The organism is Anaeromicrobium sediminis (assembly GCF_002270055.1).
GTDB lineage: Bacteria > Bacillota > Clostridia > Peptostreptococcales > Thermotaleaceae > Anaeromicrobium > Anaeromicrobium sediminis.
Map to the genome: position 1 here is coordinate 70,505 of NZ_NIBG01000013.1, position 19,876 is coordinate 90,380.

17 protein-coding genes are annotated in these 19,876 nt (G+C 30.4%); 11 read left to right on the forward strand and 6 right to left on the reverse strand.

From position 1 onward, the window contains the following. Nucleotide 1 precedes the first annotated feature (1 nt). Entirely contained in the window at nt 2–784 is a 783-nt protein-coding gene (locus tag CCE28_RS22865; RefSeq protein WP_095134410.1) for a FeoB small GTPase domain-containing protein, read from the forward strand. Then, nucleotides 777–2,180 carry a nucleoside recognition domain-containing protein gene (locus CCE28_RS22870; RefSeq protein WP_330396860.1) on the forward strand — a complete coding sequence of 468 codons (1,404 nt, stop codon included), beginning with the start codon at nt 777–779 and terminating at the stop codon, nt 2,178–2,180. Before CCE28_RS22865 ends, CCE28_RS22870 begins: the two co-directional genes overlap by 8 nt. Before the next feature lie 56 nt (nt 2,181–2,236). On the opposite strand, the gene CCE28_RS14295 is transcribed toward CCE28_RS22870, so the two are convergent. Continuing rightward, nucleotides 2,237–2,698, reverse strand: coding sequence for a metal-dependent transcriptional regulator (locus CCE28_RS14295; RefSeq protein WP_095134411.1), 462 nt, complete (start codon nt 2,696–2,698; stop codon nt 2,237–2,239). Between the two features lie 396 nt (nt 2,699–3,094). On the opposite strand from CCE28_RS14295, the gene CCE28_RS14300 reads away from it, so the two are divergent. The 4 genes from CCE28_RS14300 to CCE28_RS14315 all read left to right on the forward strand — a co-directional run bounded on the left by CCE28_RS14300 (nt 3,095) and on the right by CCE28_RS14315 (nt 7,688). After that, nucleotides 3,095–4,570: a Na+/H+ antiporter NhaC family protein gene (locus tag CCE28_RS14300; RefSeq protein ID WP_095134412.1), complete on the forward strand. Its 1,476-nt coding sequence runs from the start codon at nt 3,095–3,097 to the stop codon at nt 4,568–4,570. Between the two features lie 319 nt (nt 4,571–4,889). Next, nucleotides 4,890–6,062, forward strand: coding sequence for a cation:proton antiporter (locus CCE28_RS14305; RefSeq protein ID WP_095134413.1), 1,173 nt, complete (start codon nt 4,890–4,892; stop codon nt 6,060–6,062). Between the two features lie 16 nt (nt 6,063–6,078). Next, entirely contained in the window at nt 6,079–6,438 is a 360-nt protein-coding gene (locus tag CCE28_RS14310) for a hypothetical protein (RefSeq protein WP_095134414.1), read from the forward strand. Between the two features lie 122 nt (nt 6,439–6,560). Further along, nucleotides 6,561–7,688 (forward strand): glycoside hydrolase family 3 N-terminal domain-containing protein, encoded by a 1,128-nt coding sequence (locus CCE28_RS14315; RefSeq protein ID WP_095134415.1) that lies wholly within the window; start codon nt 6,561–6,563, stop codon nt 7,686–7,688. A 65-nt stretch (nt 7,689–7,753) separates the two neighbouring features. Here the strand turns inward: CCE28_RS14315 and CCE28_RS14320 are convergent, their stop codons facing one another. Continuing rightward, complete coding sequence (locus CCE28_RS14320) at nt 7,754–7,996, reverse strand: hypothetical protein (protein WP_095134416.1); 243 nt, start codon at nt 7,994–7,996, stop codon at nt 7,754–7,756. A 78-nt stretch (nt 7,997–8,074) separates the two neighbouring features. On the opposite strand from CCE28_RS14320, the gene CCE28_RS14325 reads away from it, so the two are divergent. Further along, complete coding sequence (locus CCE28_RS14325; RefSeq protein ID WP_095134417.1) at nt 8,075–8,683, forward strand: NUDIX hydrolase; 609 nt, start codon at nt 8,075–8,077, stop codon at nt 8,681–8,683. A gap of 34 nt (nt 8,684–8,717) precedes the next feature. Here the strand turns inward: CCE28_RS14325 and CCE28_RS14330 are convergent, their stop codons facing one another. Then, entirely contained in the window at nt 8,718–10,796 is a 2,079-nt protein-coding gene (locus CCE28_RS14330) for an ATP-binding protein (RefSeq protein WP_095134418.1), read from the reverse strand. 347 nt (nt 10,797–11,143) lie between these two features. On the opposite strand from CCE28_RS14330, the gene CCE28_RS14335 reads away from it, so the two are divergent. Beyond that, nucleotides 11,144–11,869, forward strand: a complete 726-nt coding sequence (locus CCE28_RS14335) for an HAD family hydrolase (protein WP_095134419.1) — start codon at nt 11,144–11,146, stop codon at nt 11,867–11,869. A gap of 166 nt (nt 11,870–12,035) precedes the next feature. Here CCE28_RS14335 and CCE28_RS14340 read toward each other — a convergent pair whose 3' ends face one another. Next, nucleotides 12,036–14,108 (reverse strand): sigma 54-interacting transcriptional regulator, encoded by a 2,073-nt coding sequence (locus CCE28_RS14340; RefSeq protein WP_242972987.1) that lies wholly within the window; start codon nt 14,106–14,108, stop codon nt 12,036–12,038. A gap of 607 nt (nt 14,109–14,715) precedes the next feature. On the opposite strand from CCE28_RS14340, the gene CCE28_RS14345 reads away from it, so the two are divergent. Both CCE28_RS14345 and feoB read left to right on the forward strand, forming a co-directional pair. Beyond that, complete coding sequence (locus tag CCE28_RS14345; RefSeq protein WP_095134420.1) at nt 14,716–14,937, forward strand: FeoA family protein; 222 nt, start codon at nt 14,716–14,718, stop codon at nt 14,935–14,937. Nucleotides 14,938–14,992: 55 nt separating this feature from the next. Then, complete coding sequence (feoB, locus tag CCE28_RS14350) at nt 14,993–16,852, forward strand: ferrous iron transport protein B (protein WP_095134421.1); 1,860 nt, start codon at nt 14,993–14,995, stop codon at nt 16,850–16,852. Between the two features lie 47 nt (nt 16,853–16,899). Here the strand turns inward: feoB and CCE28_RS14355 are convergent, their stop codons facing one another. Beyond that, nucleotides 16,900–17,829 (reverse strand): hypothetical protein, encoded by a 930-nt coding sequence (locus CCE28_RS14355; protein ID WP_095134422.1) that lies wholly within the window; start codon nt 17,827–17,829, stop codon nt 16,900–16,902. 3 nt (nt 17,830–17,832) lie between these two features. Next, a complete protein-coding gene (locus CCE28_RS14360) occupies nt 17,833–18,423 on the reverse strand; it encodes a hypothetical protein (RefSeq protein ID WP_095134423.1) in 591 nt (196 codons plus the stop codon). 549 nt (nt 18,424–18,972) lie between these two features. Here CCE28_RS14360 and CCE28_RS14365 point away from each other — a divergent pair. Further along, nucleotides 18,973–19,683 carry a CAP domain-containing protein gene (locus tag CCE28_RS14365; protein WP_095134424.1) on the forward strand — a complete coding sequence of 237 codons (711 nt, stop codon included), beginning with the start codon at nt 18,973–18,975 and terminating at the stop codon, nt 19,681–19,683. The last annotated feature ends 193 nt before the right edge of the window (nt 19,684–19,876 follow it).

A 19,876-nucleotide genomic window follows, 5' to 3' on the forward strand; every position in this document is an offset into this window, starting at 1 on the left:
AATGGGCCTTACTCGAGAGTCTACTGGTCGTAATTTGTTAGAAGATCAATTTAATATACATTTTTCTAATAATGATGGCTTCATAATAGCTCTGGCTGGCAATCCTAATGTGGGTAAAAGTACAGTTTTTAACGCTTTAACTGGACTTAACCAACATACAGGCAACTGGCCAGGAAAAACCGTATCTAATGCTAGAGGAATTTATTCTCATAAAAACACTAACTTTACCCTTGTAGATTTACCAGGAACATACTCATTAATGTCTAATTCAGCAGAAGAAGAAATAGCAAGGGATTTCATATGTTTTGGAAAACCCCATGTAACTGTAATAGTGGCAGATGCCACCTGTTTAGAAAGAAATCTTAACTTAGCCTTACAAATTAATGAGCTTACTGACAATGTAATATTATGCTTAAATTTAATGGATGAAGCCTTTAGAAAAGGAATTACAATAGATATAGAAGCACTGGAAAAATCCCTAGGAATTCCTGTAGTGCCGACCACTGCCTTAAAGGATGAAGGATTAGAAGATTTAAAAGAAGCAATATTTGCCTTATGTAATGGTACCCTAAAATCTACCCCTGTTTCTGTTATCTATACCAAGGAAGTGGAAGATGCCATATGTGAAATATTACCAGAAGTCCAAATGGTAGTAGGTAATTTGTTAAATCCACGGTGGGTTTCTTTGAAAGTCCTTGAAGGAGATAAAAAAATATTAGATTCCATTATGAACTTTTTATTATTACATTGTGAAAATTATAAGGAGGTAAGCTGTAGTGGATAATTTCAAGTGTAAAAATTGTAGTAACCCATGTAAAATTTTTGAATGTCTTCAAAATGATTTAGACTTAGACAAGGAAGACCTTCGTGATGACATGGTAAAAAGTATCTATCACAAAGCAGAAGAAATATCAGAGGTAACAGTCTCTAAAAATTCATCTAAACAATATATGCTAGATACACGATTAGATAATTTATTTACTTCTAAATTCACTGGTTATCCCATAATGTTCATCCTATTGGGCCTAATATTTTGGATTACTATAGCAGGCGCTAACGTACCTTCTTCTATCCTTGCTGATATGTTTTTCTTTATAGAAGATAAAATTACAAATGTATTTATGTATCTTAATGCTCCAAATTGGCTCCATGGAATTTTAGTATTAGGTGTATATAGAACTCTAGCTTGGGTTGTTTCTGTAATGTTGCCACCAATGGCTATCTTCTTCCCTTGTTTCACTTTATTAGAAGATTTAGGATATTTACCTCGAGTTGCATTTAACCTAGATCGCCTCTTTAAAAAGGCTGGTGCCCATGGAAAGCAGGCCCTTACCATGACTATGGGATTTGGTTGTAATGCGGCAGGTATAATAGCTTGTAGAATAATAGACTCACCTCGTGAAAGGCTAATAGCAATGATAACAAATAACTTTGTTCCATGTAACGGCAGATTTCCTACACTCATTATGATTTCCAGCATATTCATAGGTGCCGTAGTATCAAGTACTTATAGTTCTCTATTTGCATCATTCTTTGTAGCATTCTTAGTTGTGATTGGAATTCTCATTACCTTGTTAGTATCTTGGGGCTTGTCTAAAACTATGCTAAAGGGAGTTCCTTCTTCATTTACCTTAGAATTACCATCTTACAGAAAGCCTAAAATAGGCCACATAATATATACATCCCTCATAGATAGAACTATCTTTGTTTTATCAAGGGCCATAGTTGTGGCCATACCAGCAGGCCTTGTAACTTGGATTTTAGCCAATATTAATGTGGGTGATCAAAGTATTCTTGCCCTATTTGCATCAAACTTAGATCCCTTTGCAAGATTAATAGGCTTAGACGGTTTCATATTAATGGCATTTATTTTAGGTCTTCCTGCCAATGAAATAGTACTTCCCATACTTATTATGAGTTACATGTCAGAAGGAGCCATGTTAGAATTAGATAGCTTACAGGCCATGGGAGATTTGTTTAGAGCTAATGGCTGGACTACACTTACGGCTTTAAATGTTATGCTATTTTCTCTACTCCATTTCCCCTGCGGCACTACCCTTTGGACTATGAAAAAGGAATGCGGTAGTGTGAAATGGACTATGGTTGCAACCCTAATTCCTACCACTATAGCTATAATAACTTGTTTCATCGTAACTCAAGTTGCTCATATTTTATTCTAAGTTAACTTATATAAAAGTAAAAGTTCAGTCATAATGACTGAACTTTTACTTTTATATTATTCTTTTATCTCAGCATTTTTATCTATTTCTTCACTCCAATGAAATTCATCTATACTATCACAATATTTTTTGAATTTTTCAGTTATATCTTTCTCCTTTTTCATAAATTCTACAAACTTCTCTATGGCCTTAATGGTAGGAGATGATAAGTAGTGTTCCATTGCTTCTGCTTCCTTTTCCTTATTACAATCACTATTTATAACTTTTAAAAACTCTTGTAATATTTTATTTCTCCTAACTAATAATTCTCCTAATCTCTCTCCTTCTTTTGTTAATAAAATTTCATGATATTTTTTATATTCCACATAGCCTTCATTATTAAGTTTTATTAGAGCTTTTACTACGGATGGAGAAGAAACATTTAATCTATTTCCTATATCTCTAACTCTAATTAGATTATTAGCTTTAGATAAATTGTATATTTCTTCCAAATAATCTTCTAAACTGGGTGATAACATTTGTCTCCCTCCCCTCCCTATATGTATATGCAAATTCCCATGTAACTTATTATAGTTTTGTCAGTTTCTTTAATAGTTCCACAATATTTCTAATAATACAAAAGCCTTAACCAAAGTACTTTACAGGGCTAAAGTTATGTCTTGAGAAAGTTTGTAGCTCGTATATGAATATTTTGTGATTTTAGTAACAATATTAAAATAAGTCCATGCACATAAGTCAATTAAATATTTTAAATTTTAGTAAAACATGCTATAATGGGATGGTGAAGGATACCAGTCGACATATTTCATCTTTTTAAACACACCTTTTTAACAAGTTTAGACATTTTTTAACAAACTTAAACATTTTTTTAAAATTTTTAAAGAAAAATTTTTTTTCAAGGGGGACTTTTTTAAATGATGGCATTATTGAAAATTTCGCCAGTCTTTGTTATGGCTGGACTAATGATTTCTGGTATGGATGCATTACTTGCGGCACCTTTGTCTACAGTGTATGCAGCCCTAATAGCAGTAATTACTGAAAGATTGAAATTCGAAGAAATAGTTGACTGTGCAGTTGAAAATGTTAAGGAAATGCAATTGGTATTCTTTATTCTAATGGCAGCTTATGCAATGGCTGAAGCATTTATGGCAACGGGTGTGGGTGCTTCTATCATAAACCTTGCATTAGGTTTAGGTATGACTGCAAAAACAGTAGCAGTAACTGGTTTTATAGTAACTTCTATATTATCCGTTGCTACAGGTACTTCATGGGGAACCTTCGCAGCATGTGCTCCAATATTCTTATGGTTAAACCATATAGTTGATGGAAACGTTTTACTTACTGTAGCTTCTATCGCTGGTGGAGCTTGTTTTGGTGATAACATTGGACTTATTTCTGATACTACAGTTGTAAGTTCTGGTATCCAACGTGTAGAAGTTATCCATAGAATCAAGCATCAAGGTGTGTGGTCATTATTATGTTTAGTGGTAGCTGGAGCTTTAATATTTGGTACTAGTGTAGCTATGGGCTTACCTGATACTACAGCTAATGCAGCTGATGCAATCAAGGAAATTCCACAGGAAGTATGGGAAGTACTAGCAGAAAAGAGAGCTTCTGCAGTAACTCTACTTAACCAAGTACAAGATGGAGTTCCAACTTACATGATAATTCCACTACTATTAGTTTTAGTAGTCGCAATCAAAGGTTTACCAACTCTTGCTTGTCTAGGACTTGGAATTATCTCTTCTTTAGTATTCGGTTTAATGGCTGGAACTTTAGGAAATGTATCTGAATTCTTAGATTTAATGTATGCTGGTTTTGAAGGTGCTGGTAGCTGGGTAATTGTTATGATGATGTGGGTAGCTGCCTTTGGTGGTATAATGGCTAGAATTAAGGCATTCCAACCATTATCTAACTTAATCTCAAAATCTGTAAGAAGTGTAAGACAACTTATGTTTGCAAATGGTGTACTATCTATTTTAGGAAATGCAGCTTTAGCAGATGAAATGGCTCAAATAGTAACTATTGGACCTATCATAAAGTCTTTAACAGACGATAACGTTGAAGCTAGTGAAGAAGATATGTACAAATTAAGACTTAGAAATGCAACATTTGGAGACGCATTAGGTGTATTTGGATCTCAATTAATTCCATGGCACGTATACATTGGATTCTATGTAGGTATTGCATCTGCAGTTTATCCATTACATCAATTTGTTGCAATGGATATTATTAGATACAACTTCATGGCTATGGTAGCTGTAATTTCAATGTTAGTTTTAACTTTAACAGGATTAGACAGACTTGTTCCATTATTTGGATTACCATCGGAGCCAAAAGTTAGATTAAAGAAATACGCTGAAAAAGATACTATGAAAAAAGCAAACTAATTATTTAAGAAGCATTAGGAATTCCTAATGCTTCTTTTTATTTTACATAAGTATAAATCCATACACTTATCTAATGAAAACCTTTTCATTTCAATATGTAGAAATTTTTTTTTATTTTTTTTACTCAATATTATGCTTAAGGTCGTAAGACGGCGAAATAATGAGATTGGATAAGATTACTGGAGAAATTTTAGAAATTTAAATTTAATTAGTTTCTTTTATGTTTCTATTAACAAAAACGCCGTTTTACATATGTAAGTAAGAGGAGTAGTATAGTATTTGTTCTTTTAAGTCTGATTAACAAAGGGAGGCATGTATTATGAACTTATTTATTGTATCTGGTTTGGCAATTATTTTTGGAATTTTATTTGGTAAACTAATGAATAGGTTTAAAGTTCCCGCTGTAGCAGGCTATATTATTGCTGGACTTTTACTTGGTACTTCTGGTTTTAACATTGTAACCGCAGAAGTAATAGATAAATTATCTTTCATAAGTGATTTTGCTCTAGGAATTATAGCCTTCAACATAGGTAGTGAACTTAACTTATCCGTAATAAAACAACTGGGAAAATCAATTTTTGTAATAGCATTTTGTGAAGCCTTTGGTGCATTCCTATTAGTAGGAAGTGTAACATACTTCATAACAAAAGACATATCTGTAGCTTTAATTTTAGGAGCTGTTTCATCTGCTACAGCACCTGCTGCCACAGTAATGGTTCTTAAAGAATACAATGCCAAGGGTCCACTTACTAGTACCCTTTTAGGTGTGGTAGCCATTGATGATGCTATATGTCTTATGATCTACGCCATTGCATCATCTATAGCAAAGGTATTTATTAACCACGAATCATTAACTCTATATAAAGTCTTAGTAAATCCACTAATGGAGATTTTCCTTTCCGTATTAGTTGGTGGAATTTTAGGAATAGTTTTAGCATTACTTATTAAAATATCTAAAAGAAGTACAGAGTTATTACCATTCATTGTAGGCTCTCTTTTATTAATGGTTGGTATTGCAACTAAGTATCATTTATCACCATTACTATCTTGTATGTCTTTAGGTATTATGCTAACTAATATTACTGCTAATAGTAGACGTGCTTTTGAGTCTATTGAAGACTTTGCCCCTCCAATAGTAGCAATATTCTTCACCCTTGCAGGTGCAAGACTCAATCTATCTTTAATACCTAGTATAGGATACTTAGGAGTAGCTTATTTAGTATTTAGAATGGTAGGTAAAATAGGCGGTGCTTGCCTTGGAGGTATATTATCTAACGCCTCTAATGTGGTAAAAAAATATATTGGCTATGGTTTATTATCACAAGTGGGAGTTGCGGTAGGATTAGCAATAGTTGTTAGTAGGGAGTTTGATGGTTCTCCTTTGGGTTCTTTAGTAATAACTATTTTATTGGCTACCACAATAATTACAGAAATTATAGGACCATTAGCCACAAAAAATGCTATAATTAAAGCTAAAGAAGCTAACATATGAAAAAGGGGTGATCACCATGTATGCACTTTTTTTAATCCTTAATGATGTAAGTAAGTTAGACAAGGTTCATAATATTTTTTATGACCTGGGAGTTGGTGCTACCACAATAGATAGTGTGGGCATGGGAAAGGTATTATTAGAACATCAAATCGATGTTCCCATCTTTTCTAGTATAAGAAAGTTAATCGATGGACACAAACCTTATAATAAAACTATAATTAGTGTTATTAAGGAAAAGGAGACTCTTGATAAGGCAGTTAAAGAAGTGGGTAATTTACTTGACCAAATACATCAACCTGGTGTTGGATTTATGTTTGTGGTTCCCGTTTTATATTGTCAAGGATCTAAGACTACTCTCAAAGAGACAAATGAGTAAAATTACAAGGAAAATTAATTTACATTGTTAAAACAATGGACTAGTGGTACACTATTACTGCTAGTCTATTGTTTTGTATTTATATATACATAATATATTAATCTAGCGAAAGGAGATTTATCATGAGAAGAATAATATTTTTATTAGTAGTTAGCATCATACTAATTAGTTGCACTCCTAAAACTGAGAATAAAATCCCCTCACAGAATAAGCAAGAAGAAAAGGAATATATTGAAATAGACCCTAACTTGGAAATATTAAATAGTATGACTCTAGATGAAAAAATAGGTCAGTTGTTTATATTTGGATATGATGGTTTATCTCCTAGTGCTGAAATATTATCATTTATAGAAAATCATCATATAGGTGGTATTATATTTTTTCAAAGAAATGTGGACAATACTACTCAATTGAAGGAAAGTATTAATATATTAAAGAAAGCTAATCCTAGTGCTCTCCCCCTCTTTTTCTCTATAGATGAAGAAGGAGGATCCGTCGCTAGAATTCCTAATACTACTTTTAAATCCCATAGACAATTAGGGATTATGGACAACACAAATGAAACTCATAGGACTGGATCAGAAATAGGCTCTACCCTAAGAGAAGTGGGAATTAATATGGATTTTGCGCCAGTTTTAGATATGGTTAATACTAAAAAAAACACCTTATTATATAATAGAACCTTTGGTAGCTCTGCTTCTACTGTTTCTAAGCATGGAGAAGCCTTTTATAGAGGGTTAAGGGATGAAGGTATAATTCCTGTAGGAAAGCACTTTCCAGGACACGGAAACACCATAGTAGATTCTCATAAAAATTTACCTTACATATATTATACGAAAGAGGAATTATTAGAAAAGGATATTCTTCCATTTACTAATCTAATATCTGAGGGATTAAATGTAATAATGGTTGGTCACATAAGTCTTCCTAAAATAGACCCTAGTAATTTGCCAGCTAGCCAGTCTAACATAATAGTTAATGACCTCCTAAGAAATGAGCTTAACTTTAATGGAATAGCCATAACAGATGATACGGAAATGAAAGGATATGCCTCTAATGATGAAGCCTATAAAAAGGCCATTGTAAGGTCCTTTAATGGTGGTATGGATATTTTCTTAGTATGCCATACCCTTAATAAACAAAATTTAGCTTTGAAATCCATAAAAGAAGCCATAGAAACGGGAATTATATCAGAAGAACGATTAAACCAATCTGTTTATAGGATTATAACAGAAAAAATTAGATTGTAAGTAAAAATTTTTTCTTTGGAAACAATAAGGAAGTAACTAAATATTTAGTTACTTCCTTTTTCATGTTAAATGTTCATATGATTAGTTTTAATACCCTCTAAACCATTTAATTCATCCATCATGGTATTTATTCTGTTCATATTTGCCCTCAGATTTAGGGTGATTAACCCGTGGTTTACCTCTTTAGGATCATGGATACCAAATCTCCCTACAATCATATCTCCATTTTCAGTTAGAATTTCTTGTACCCTTGGTACTGAATCTGTGCGATGATCCACATGTATACTAAGCACACTTAAATTGTCCATATTTTTTCCTCCTATATACACTTTTTATGATATTATTAACATGAACAGGACATTTTTATACATAAAGAAGGTGACAATATGGATTTAAAACAAATAATTAATACAATTAAAAATAGACCCTCTAAAATAGAGGGGATTCATAGGGAATTTGCTGTTTTAATCCCCCTTATTCAAGTGGATAATGAACTACATGTCCTCTTTGAAGTAAGGTCTAGCAACTTAAAAGTACAGCCCAATGAAATATGTTTCCCTGGTGGTAAGGTTGAGAAAAACGAATCTTATAAGGAATGTGCTCTTCGTGAAACAATGGAAGAGTTAAACATCCCCATAGATTCTATGGATTTAATAGGAGAAGTAGATACATTAGTTCTTCCTTATAACTTAACTATTTATCCGTTTTTGGGTAAAATCAATAAGAATATAAAAGATATTTCTTATAGCAAAGATGAAGTATCTAATATATTCAGTGTTCCCCTGAAGTTTTTTTTAGATAATACGCCAGATACCTATAACACCCATATAAAAGTTTATACGGACGAAAAATTCCCCCATGATCTAGTTCCTGGAGGAAAGGACTATAAGTGGAGAATGGGCACATATCCCGTTTACTTTTATAAGTATAAAGATCACATAATCTGGGGAATCACAGCTAAAATTATTAAGAATTTTGTAGATATAATTAAATAAAAAAACGGTTACTTTAAGTAACCGTTTTTTTAGCTTATCTCTTATTATATGAATATATATCAGAAAACTCTATACTTAATTTGTCTATTTTATCATCTTTAATTATTATGTCCTTACCCTCAGAAGTTTCTTCAATTTGGTTAAATGGTAGTATTATGATGAATTTAGTTCCCCGTCCATATTCGCTTTCTACACCTATACTACCTTCATGTAATTCTACCAAAGATTTTACTAAGGAAAGGCCAATTCCACTTCCCTCTGCGTTTCTATTTAAGGAAGTATCTGCCTTTGTAAATCTGTTAAATATTTTTTCTTTCTTACTCTTCTCAATTCCTACTCCAGTATCTTTCACCGTAATCATTACTTGATCTTCCTCATCCTTAATATCTACGAATATATTATCTCCTTCGTTTGTAAATTTAATGGCATTAGATAATAGATTTAATATTATTCTTTCTATTTTATCTGAATCTACAGCCATTATTTTTTCTTCCACATTAGTATCAAATACTATGCTTTTATTTTTTTCTTCCGCATAGTTTGCTGTAGACAAGGTTATATTTTCTATGACTTCTACTAAATTTTCATTTCTTAAATTCAAATCCATAGCATTGGCTTCTAATATGCTTATATCTATAATATTATTTATTATCTTTAAAAGCCTATAAGCATTTTGTCTAATATTCCTTAAGTGCTTTTTAGCAGAAGGCTTAATTATTCTCTCATCATAGCTATCTAATAATTGTATGGATGAAAATATTATGTTAAGTGGAGTTTTCAGCTCATGGGATAAGTTTGCAAAAAATTCATTTTTAGTTTTTTCACTCTCCATCTTCTCTACTAAGGTATCCTTATTCCGTGCTTCATCCTTAGCACTTTTTATAATATCATCCAGAACATATGCTAACTCATTTCTATGTATTTCAACCTCAGCAGGTAAACTTCTAACATTTAATTGTTCTATTAGGTCTTTTATAATATTTTGCATGGAATTTACAGATCTTATGAAGGTACCTAAATCATCATTTCTCTCAATTAACTCTATCGGTATGGTTCTATCAAAATTTCCCGTTTCCATATGCTTTAATTCTTTAATAGCATTATCTATAGGGATAGTAACTTCTTTTGCTATAGATTTACAAGATATAAACATAAATATACTACAAATTATTGCAAATATGAAAATAAGCTTATTTAAATCATTAACCGATTTTACTAAATCATATTTATTTATTACGCATACAAGGTTCCATCCATTTTTAAGCTTAGAGTTAGTTACTTTAATATAATTATTTTTTATTTTATAATTAGATGGTATCCCATGTTCTTCATGAACATATTCTAAATTTGATATGATCCACTCCTTTAATCTAGGTGTATCTACAGATACAACACTTTCATTACCCATTATTATTTTATTATTTTCATCTATTATTAAAGCATATGTATTTTTAAAACACTCTCTACATTCAATGACTTGCTTCATTTGATCTAATTCAATGTCTACACCAGCTACTCCAATTAATAGGTTGTCCTTATACACTGCCCTTGTGTAAGAGATAGTTTCCTTCTTTGATGAATTACTTTTATAAAGATCTATCCACACTCCATCTTTAGATTTTAAGGCATCATAATACCAGGCCATTTCTTTATTATCTTCTCTAAAACCCAATATATAATCACTAGATTCTTCTTGTTTTTTAAATATCCCATTAGAATTTTTATCCACATACCATACTTCATATATGCGATTTTTCAATTTAGGATTTACAGTAAAATATACCCCTTTTGTCCTTAGATCATTTGTAATCATATTTTTTACATATTCATCTAAAAACTTCGTATATCCATCTAAATAAGCTTCTTCCTTATTAAATTTTTCAACTTCAAACTCTGTTAAAGCCACGTTAGCCAAAGAATCTACTATTGTTTCATTTATGCTGAGTATATTATTAAATTCAGACTGGGTACCTGTTGTCAAATACTTTAGTTCTTTGTTTATTTGATAATCCATAGCCTTTGTACTTTTAATTATTGTAACCAAAGAAAAAAAGAAAAGTAATATCATAGCAGGCACTATGGCTAGTACAATTTTAGAACTTAATTTTTTCATCAATTCACGTCCTTGCCATTTATATCATCTTCCTTTATTTTATAATATTTTACATTTTTATTCAAATTTGTATTATTGTGTAAAATAATAGTGCAGGGTTGATTATTACAATTCCTAAGTTTTATAGTTATTTCTTATTGACTTATTTCAAACTTTCATTTATTATTGTAATAATTTTAATCTTATTTTTCGTTATATTTTTTTATAATTTAATTCCTAATATAGTTATTAAAAAATTGTGTTAAATTTAAGCCCTATAGCATATTATGAAATTATACTAAATAAGTTCTTATAGTTTTTAATATGATTTCACGCTTATTAAAAGGTTAAAACAAAAAAGGAGGGATATTATGAATATTGGAGCTTTTTTAGATATAGATGGCACATTGTATAGAGATTCTTTAATGGTAGAACACTTTAAAAAACTGTTAAAATATGAAGTAATAGATGCTTCCCTATGGCACACTCATGCTAAGGAAACTTATTCTAACTGGGATAAGAGACAAGGAAATTATGACGATTACCTACTAGAAATCGCCAATATATACTTAAATTCCATGAAAGGATTAAATCAAGAGCATATGGAGTTTATATCTAATCAGGTAATAAAATTAAAGGGAGATAGGGTATATAGATATACTAGGTCTCGTATTGATTGGCATAGGAAGCAAGGTCATAAAGTAATATTTATATCAGGAAGTCCTGAATATTTAGTTTCCAAAATGGCTCAAAAGTATTATGCCACAGATTATAGGGGCACAAACTATATAGTTGATGATAATGGTAATTTCACAGGTGAAATCAATCAAATGTGGGATGCAGATAATAAAAAGAATGCAATTTTAGATTTCACTAAAAAATATGACATAGATTTATCTAGAAGTTATTCCTATGGAGATACTAATGGAGATTACTCTATGTTTAAAATGGTTGGTAATCCCATAGCCATAAATCCAACAAAGGAATTATTGACAAAGATTAAGTCAGATAAGGACTTATGTGAGAAAATAAAATTAATTGTAGAGAGAAAAGACGTTATATATGAAATCAATCCATCTATAACTACATTTTAATAAAAGTGACGGCTATAAATTTATAGCCGTCACTTTTATTAAACAAAAAAATTTGGGCCAATTTATGGCCCAATTTTGCAATTCGGACTTAAAAAGAGGAATTCTCTTCTTATGATAAAGAAATTCTACATTTAAAGTATAATTCCTTCTGTTATATATATTTTTGTTAATTTATTCCATATCTCCATAATTTTTCATAAAGGCTAGATCTACTTATATCCAGGATTTTAGCTGCTTTAGTCCTATTTCCACCTACTTTTTTTAGACATTTTAGTATGGCTTCCTTCTCGGCTTCATCTAAAATCTTTCTAAGGGGTTTATCCTCTTTCATTGTACTTAAGCCCCTATCCATATTGGTAATATGCATTGGTAAATTTTCTATTTCAATCTTTTTACCATAATCAACTAGGTTTATTGCCCTTTCTAACACATTTTCTAATTCTCTCACATTTCCTGGCCAAGAATAAGTTTTTAACCATTTTATGGCTTCCTTAGAAATTCCAGACACATAGTTTCCTACCCTCTTTGATAATTTAAACAATAGATATTCAACCAAATGATCTAAATCTTCAATTCTATCCCTTAAAGCAGGAACATTTATACTCATAACATTCAATCTATAATATAAATCTTCTCTAAATTGGTTATTTTTCACCATTTCTTCTAGATCCCTATTAGTTGCAGCTATAATTCTTACATCTAATTTAATACTCTTAGTGCCTCCCACTCTTTCTACTTCCTTTTCTTGAAGAACCCTAAGAAGTTTAGCTTGCATACTTTGTGGCATATCCCCTATTTCATCTAAAAATATACTTCCTCCATTGGCTAATTCAAATTTACCTATTTTACCACCCTTTTTAGCTCCAGTAAATGCCCCTTCCTCATATCCAAATAACTCAGACTCTAAAAGTTCATCTGGTATGGCAGCACAATTTACTTTAATGAAAGGTCCCATGTTCCTCTTACTAGATCCATGGATGGCATGGGCAAATAATTCCTTCCCCGTACCACTTTCTCCCCTTATTAATACATTAGAGCTCGTATGACAAGCCTTTTGAGCTAGATATTTAGTTTCTGTGAGCTTATTACTTTTACCTACAATATTATCAAAACTATATTTTGTCTCACTAACTTCCTTTAATGCATTCTTATAATATTTCAATTCCTTTTCTATTTGACTAATCTTACTAGCCAATACATTTATCTCATTTAAATCTTTAAAGAGAATTTTCCCTATGGCTCCTATTACCTTTGATTTTTTTAGTATGGGAGTTCTCATGACTACCACATTCTTATCTCTAATCTTTTGAATTTGGCCAAATTCCTCTTTACCCGTTTTTGCCACTAAATGGACTCTAGTACCTTCTATTACCTCTGTAACATGTTTGCCTATTACCTTTTTTCTCTCCACTCCTAAGAATTGGGCATAGGGTTCATTCATCATTGTAATATAACCATCTTTATTTACTACCACAATGCCATCATAGGCATTATTTATAATATTCCTAAGGACTTCTGTTGCATTCTTTTCTGCTTCTAAGGCCTTTTTGACCTTTCTTAAATTACTTATATCTTGGAAAATTGCAACAGCACCTACAATTTCACCGTCTTTAACAACAGGAGTAGTATTTATACTCAAATTCCTATTATTAAGAACCTTTTCCCTACCTAGTGCCCCTTTTCCACTTTCCAAAACCTTTACTAATCTGCACTCTTGTAGTACTTCTTGTATATTTCTTCCTATATTTTTTTGTCCCTCTAATCCTAATATATTTTCTGCCGAATCATTGCAAACTACAATTTCTTGATCTCTATTTATGGCCAATATACCATTATAGGTAGAATCTATTATGGCATTAAACTCATTAGTTAAATATTGTTGAGTTCTTAGATAGTCTTCTGTAATCTTCTTTGTATTTATTTTCCCCTTATATTTTTTCTCCATGTCTACCACTATTATGGGTTTTTTCAGATACTTTATTACTTTCTCTACTGGGTCATCTTCCTGAATAGTTTTAAAATCAGAAATTATACAATCTTCAATTCTGCCAAATGAAAGTGTATTATCTGTTAACATATCATATATGGTATTTTTTAATATTACACCTAACACTTTCTTTTCTTTATCTGTTACTGTAATAAATTCTTCTTCGCTTCCTTTAAAGATATTTATTACATTTTCATTTAGATTTTGTTCTCTTAAACAAATCCCTCTATCTATATAATCCTTTACTTTCACTGGCTTGCCTCCCTAATTTCAAAAAACATTAAGATTATTTAATTATATCATAATCTATCTTTCTTTTGTTTTACGTTTATCTTTTCACAATTTTCAAGAATTTTATAGTTGTTTTAAAAAAATTATTATATTATTCAGGAAATTTATAATTGTTTTCCTTAGGTTCTTTTAATTGTAAATACTTCTATATTTTAATTTAATATTTTTTTGTATATGGAAAAAAATAATATTAGAAATTTAATAAATATAATAATATAAGGAGGGTTTTGAAATGCATAAGAAAATAATTCTCACTTTTCTGGTATTCAATATGGTATTTTCCTTCATTTCCTTAGATAAAGCCTTTAAACAAAATTCTAATAGGGTCATAGTCTACAAACAAATAAATAGGAGCTTAAACTATTATGTTCCTTATTAAATTAAATATTGTACTTAATTTATAGGGCTAAAAATATCCGACAAAAACAGTAGGATATTTTTAGCTTTTATGTTGACTTTCATTCTCATTTTTTGCACTATTATAGAATATAGTTAAATATGGATTATTTTCACTTCTTCTACAAATATTATGATAATAATAATTATTACATATTAAGGAGGGTTTTTAATGAATTTAGATTATGCCAATAAAGGACAGATAGTTGAAATCATAAATATCCCCGATGCATCTATTAGAGCTCAAGCCATAAGACTTGGTATCTACAAAGGTGTAAAGCTTTTGTGTTCTGAAAAGTTGCCAGCAGGTCCTGTAATATTACAAAATCGTATGCAAGAGATTGCTATTGGAAGAAATTTAGCAAAAAAAATTTCTATTAAAACTATAGTTTAATCTATAGTTTATTAATTTTTAATGTCATTTTGCTTATATAATAAGGAGGTTAATAATGAGTTCATGTCATAATATAATTAGTCTAGATATACCCTATGATGGAAAAAAACTTGTACTTGTAGGAAATCCAAACGTAGGTAAATCTGTGTTTTTCAACGCTTTAACAGGTATCTATGTAGATGTTTCGAATTTTCCTGGAACTACAGTAGATATCAGTAGTGGAAAATATAATGACCTTTATGTTATGGATACGCCAGGGGTTTATGGTGTTTCATCCTTTAATGATGAAGAACGTGTTGCAAGGGATGTTATATTAAATGCAGATATGATACTAAATGTGGTTGATGCAGTTCACTTAGAAAGGGATCTATTCCTCACACAGCAAATTATAGATATGGGAATTCCAATGATAATTGCCCTAAATATGATGGATGAGGTAGAAAGAAATGGATTGAGTATAGATGTAGATAAATTATCTAAAGAATTAGGTGTGCCAGTAATTCCTACTACGGCCACTAAAAAACAAGGTATTCATATTATAAAAACATCTCTACATAAAGCCTGTACTGGAAACAAAATAAAAGGTATAGATAATCTTTTAGATGAAGTTATAGATAAGGTAAGTGTTAAATCAGAAGCTTTATTAGTATTAGAAGAGGACGAAAATGTCTGTAGTAGAAATAACCTAGAAAACAAATATAATTATAGGGAACATATATATAAGATTAGACGTGAAAGGGTTGATAATTTAGTTAAGGACACAGTATCTGAGACTAATGAAGGAGCTTCCTTTAGAACTAAGCTTGGTAGATATATGTTAAGACCTCTTACAGGTATTCCTATTTTATGTTTATCCTTATATATTACGTATCAGTTAATAGGTGTATTTGTTGCACAAACTATAGTTGGTATTACAGAAGAAGTTATAATGGGAGAGTATTACTATAACTTTATAATGAATTTAATGGGTAATTTTGTATCAGAAACTAGCTTTATGGGCCTATTATTAATTGGAGAATTTGGTATTTTAACTATGGCTCCCATATATCTACTAGGACTTTTATTACCATTAGTTGTTGGTTTTTATTTTATATTATCTATTATGGAAGACTCCGGCTATTTACCTAGAATTGCTGCTTTAACAGATAGGGTTTTAACTAGTTTAGGTTTAAATGGTAGGGCTATTATTCCTATGATTTTAGGTTTTGGCTGTGTTACAATGGCCACTATTACTACAAGGTTATTAGGTTCAAAGCGTGAAAGATTTATTGCCACAATGCTTTTAGGTCTTGCAATTCCATGTTCTGCACAACTTGGAGTTATTGTAGGCCTTATAGCTCCCCTTGGTGGAAAGATGGTTATGCTATACAGTATGACTATCTTAGGAGTCTTTGTAATTACAGGTACAATTTTAAACAAAATTATGCCTGGTGAATCTACAGATCTTTTAATAGATTTGCCACCTATTAGATTCCCCATATTACAAAACGTATTGAGAAAGACATATATTAAGTCTAAACAGTTCTTATTAGAGGCAGGTCCATTATTTGTTCTTGGAGCTATTATTATAACAGTTCTTCAATACACAGGAGCTTTGGAAGTTATTACGAATTCAGTTGCTCCTATAACCGAAGGGGTCTTAAAGTTACCAAAGGAAACTGCTCAAACATTCATAATGGGAATTATACGTAGAGACTTTGGAGCTGCTGGACTTAATACACTATCAGAAGCTGGCTTATTAACTCCACTTCAAACGGTGATTTCTTTAGTAACCATTACTTTGTTTGTACCTTGTATTGCTGCCATAATGGTCGTTTTCAAGGAAAGAAGTATGTCAGAATCGGCCCTTATATGGATTGGAAGTTTCGTAATTTCATTCTTAACAGGAGGCTTACTGGCTCAAATAATGTTATAAAATTTAAAGCTGTGTCTTAGACACAGCTTTTTTCAACAATTTTTTTATTAACTTTTTTTTATATTGTGATAAAGGACTAAAAATAATATGAATATACCTGAATTCATCATTAGGAAACCTCTATATGAGAATTTATTTTTTTCAATAGGTTTTTTATGAATTTCCTTTTCACTCAATTTCTCTTTGTATATTTCAGGAAGATTTTCAATCTCTTTTTTAGCCCATATGTAAATTCCATTCTTGTCATTTTCATTAAGCGCTTTCTTAAAATATACTAGAGCCTTGTCCATATTACCTAATTCCTTATTGGCAATTGTATTGTAGTAAATATTTCTGTTCTCAATAATGTCACCAGTTTTAAAATTCTCAATGGCTTTTTCGTAATCTCTCATTTCATAAGAGACCCTACCATTGTAATATTCTACTATATATTTTAATTTTAGGCTCTCATCATCTTGGTCATTATTTAATTCCATATTATTGGATTTATTTATAAAATCTTCAAATTTCTTTTCTTCATAATATTTAATAAGTTCTAATATATTGGCCTTTTTCCCTACTAATTCTTCATTTAACTTATTCTTAAAATATTCTTCATACTCAATTAATAAATTATAGTTTTTTTTAAGCTCATAACCTTCTATCAGGATTATACCTTCATCTGGTTTTATATCCACATAAAAATTTGGATTGTTTACTATATCTTCCTTATGGAAGTATAAGTTTTGAGGATCTATACTTTTATTAAAGGTTATTCTAAACTTTGCATTTTCTCCTCGTTTAATCTCTATAGGAATATATAATCTATCTAAATCTATATCTTCGCTTATTATCTTTTCCATTTTATTATTTTCATCTTTCATAACATGTATTTTATCATCTTTAATTTCAATATTAATAGTACCTTTATTTCCATAGGCAAAGGCATTGGAAGTTAGGATGATAAGTATTAATATGGTTATTCCAATTCTTTTCATTAACTACTCCTTAATATTAAGTTCCTTAAGATCTATTTGCCCTGCAAAATTCCAACCATCTTCCTTTACAAATTTCAATACATAGGCATAGTTTAAGCTATCGTATCCTTCTATCACATTTACATAGGCTACCTTTTCATTCCTATAGTTTATATTTTCATACTTTACTTCTTTTAACATTCCCTTTTTAGGATTCTTTTTAATATGGTTTAATCTAAGGATTGTATAACCATCAGGAAGAAAACTCATATATCTATCTGACGCTATTTTACCTATATATTTTGCTCCATCATCAAAGGATATACTCTTACTATTAACATATTCAATTATATTCTTCCAGTTTTCAAAAGCACCTTCCACAGTGGTCCTTTCTCTATCTTTTATTACGTCTTCTTCACTTATAACTACTACTTCTTCTTGGATTTTTTCTTCTACTTTAACTTCTTCTACATCTTCTACTATTTCTACAATTTCTTCTTGAGGATTAGAGCCATTAACAAAGAGTGATTGACTCAGAACTATGCCTAATACTCCTCCCACATTTATAAAGAGAAATATTATTAATATGCTTATAACTTTGCTTTTTGGTTCCATAATCTACTCCTTTTTAAAAATCGTATGATATTCACATTTTAGCAATTTATTGCTAATTTGTAAATATATTAACTTTCTTATCTACAAATATTTAATTTCTATATATGATTTACCCACTACATATTTTTTTAAACTTCCCCTTATCTAATTTGACATTTTATTTCAAAATCCTCCATAATTCGATTATTTATTTTTTATGTGTAACAAAAATTCCTAACTAAATTATTAGTTAGGAACTTTTTATTATTTTCTACTTTATTTTTCCACATAAGAAAGGGACAGCTTTGGCTGCCCCTTTCCTATGATGAGTTGTGGGTGGGAATAAGGTGTATTTAAAAGTCCTTAAGAACTTTTAAACAATATTATCCTGTGTTAATATTGTAGCCATATATAATATTTTTATACTAAAAAATAAAATATTTTTTATTTATCTGATCTAAGTAAGTTCACATACCTTTAGTTTGGAAATAGTTTATCCCTATTTTATAAATAGAAAAAATTTTAATTTTTTAACAGTCTAATGGTAAAAATATATGTGAGGTGAAGACTATGCGTAAATTTTTTTTAATTCTAATTTCACTTTCCCTTCTTATATCATGTAATACTAAGGAAAAGGCTCAGTTAAAACCCATGACTTCTTCCATATTTAATAAGGGAAAGATAGAAAAGGTAAAAATAGTAAAAGAATCTGATTTAAAGAAAAATTTATCCCTTTCTTTTTTAAATACACCTAGCAAAGACAATATATATAATGTTGTAGGTGAGACTAAAGATTATTACTTAGTAGAACTTGATAAATATAATTTAGGTATAATAGATAAATCTAGTGCAGAGGCACATATAGAAAATACCGTATTAGATCAAGAATCTTATAAAGCCACTCCTAATGAAGATGAAATGCTGCGTTATATAAATGGTGAAAGAATAAAGCGTGGACTGACCCCATTAAAAGTAGATAAAAATTCAATTAAAGTTGCTCGATTAAAATCCCAAGACATGATCGATAATAACTACTTTAGTCATTATTCTCCCACTTACGGAAGTCCCTTTAATATGTTAAATAAATTCAATATAAAGTACATAACTGCTGGAGAAAATATTGGTTATAATACTAGTGTAAAAAAGACCCATGAGGCCCTTATGGAATCTAAAGAACATAAGGAAAGCATATTAAATAAGTATTATACCCATGTGGGAATAGGAATAAAGGAAATGCCTAAAGGTGGAAAAATGATTACAGAAATATTTATTCAAAAATAAGGCAAAAAAAATAGCCCCTTCTATTGAGGAGCTGAAAAAAATTTTTGAGGAAAAACTTAAGATTTTTAAATTTTTTGAGGAAAAACTTAAAAAACTAGACTTCTACTTAATTGGATTAAAAAAGCCCTGTCTAAAAAGACAGGGCTAATAAGATACCATTCAAATAGAACTTACCACTTATGCCCGCCTTCCC

Excerpts from the sequence above, each read along its gene's own strand:
- CCE28_RS22865 (WP_095134410.1), top strand. The coding sequence starts at position 2 with ATGGGCCTTACTCGAGAGTCTACTGGTCGTAATTTGTTAGAAGATCAA.
- CCE28_RS14295 (WP_095134411.1), bottom strand. The coding sequence starts at position 2,698 with ATGTTATCACCCAGTTTAGAAGATTATTTGGAAGAAATATACAATTTA.
- CCE28_RS14300 (WP_095134412.1), top strand. The coding sequence starts at position 3,095 with ATGATGGCATTATTGAAAATTTCGCCAGTCTTTGTTATGGCTGGACTA.
- CCE28_RS14305 (WP_095134413.1), top strand. The coding sequence starts at position 4,890 with ATGAACTTATTTATTGTATCTGGTTTGGCAATTATTTTTGGAATTTTA.
- CCE28_RS14310 (WP_095134414.1), top strand. The coding sequence starts at position 6,079 with ATGTATGCACTTTTTTTAATCCTTAATGATGTAAGTAAGTTAGACAAG.
- CCE28_RS14315 (WP_095134415.1), top strand. The coding sequence starts at position 6,561 with ATGAGAAGAATAATATTTTTATTAGTAGTTAGCATCATACTAATTAGT.
- CCE28_RS14320 (WP_095134416.1), bottom strand. The coding sequence starts at position 7,996 with ATGGACAATTTAAGTGTGCTTAGTATACATGTGGATCATCGCACAGAT.
- CCE28_RS14325 (WP_095134417.1), top strand. The coding sequence starts at position 8,075 with ATGGATTTAAAACAAATAATTAATACAATTAAAAATAGACCCTCTAAA.
- CCE28_RS14330 (WP_095134418.1), bottom strand. The coding sequence starts at position 10,796 with ATGAAAAAATTAAGTTCTAAAATTGTACTAGCCATAGTGCCTGCTATG.
- CCE28_RS14345 (WP_095134420.1), top strand. The coding sequence starts at position 14,716 with ATGAATTTAGATTATGCCAATAAAGGACAGATAGTTGAAATCATAAAT.
- feoB (WP_095134421.1), top strand. The coding sequence starts at position 14,993 with ATGAGTTCATGTCATAATATAATTAGTCTAGATATACCCTATGATGGA.
- CCE28_RS14355 (WP_095134422.1), bottom strand. The coding sequence starts at position 17,829 with ATGAAAAGAATTGGAATAACCATATTAATACTTATCATCCTAACTTCC.
- CCE28_RS14360 (WP_095134423.1), bottom strand. The coding sequence starts at position 18,423 with ATGGAACCAAAAAGCAAAGTTATAAGCATATTAATAATATTTCTCTTT.
- CCE28_RS14365 (WP_095134424.1), top strand. The coding sequence starts at position 18,973 with ATGCGTAAATTTTTTTTAATTCTAATTTCACTTTCCCTTCTTATATCA.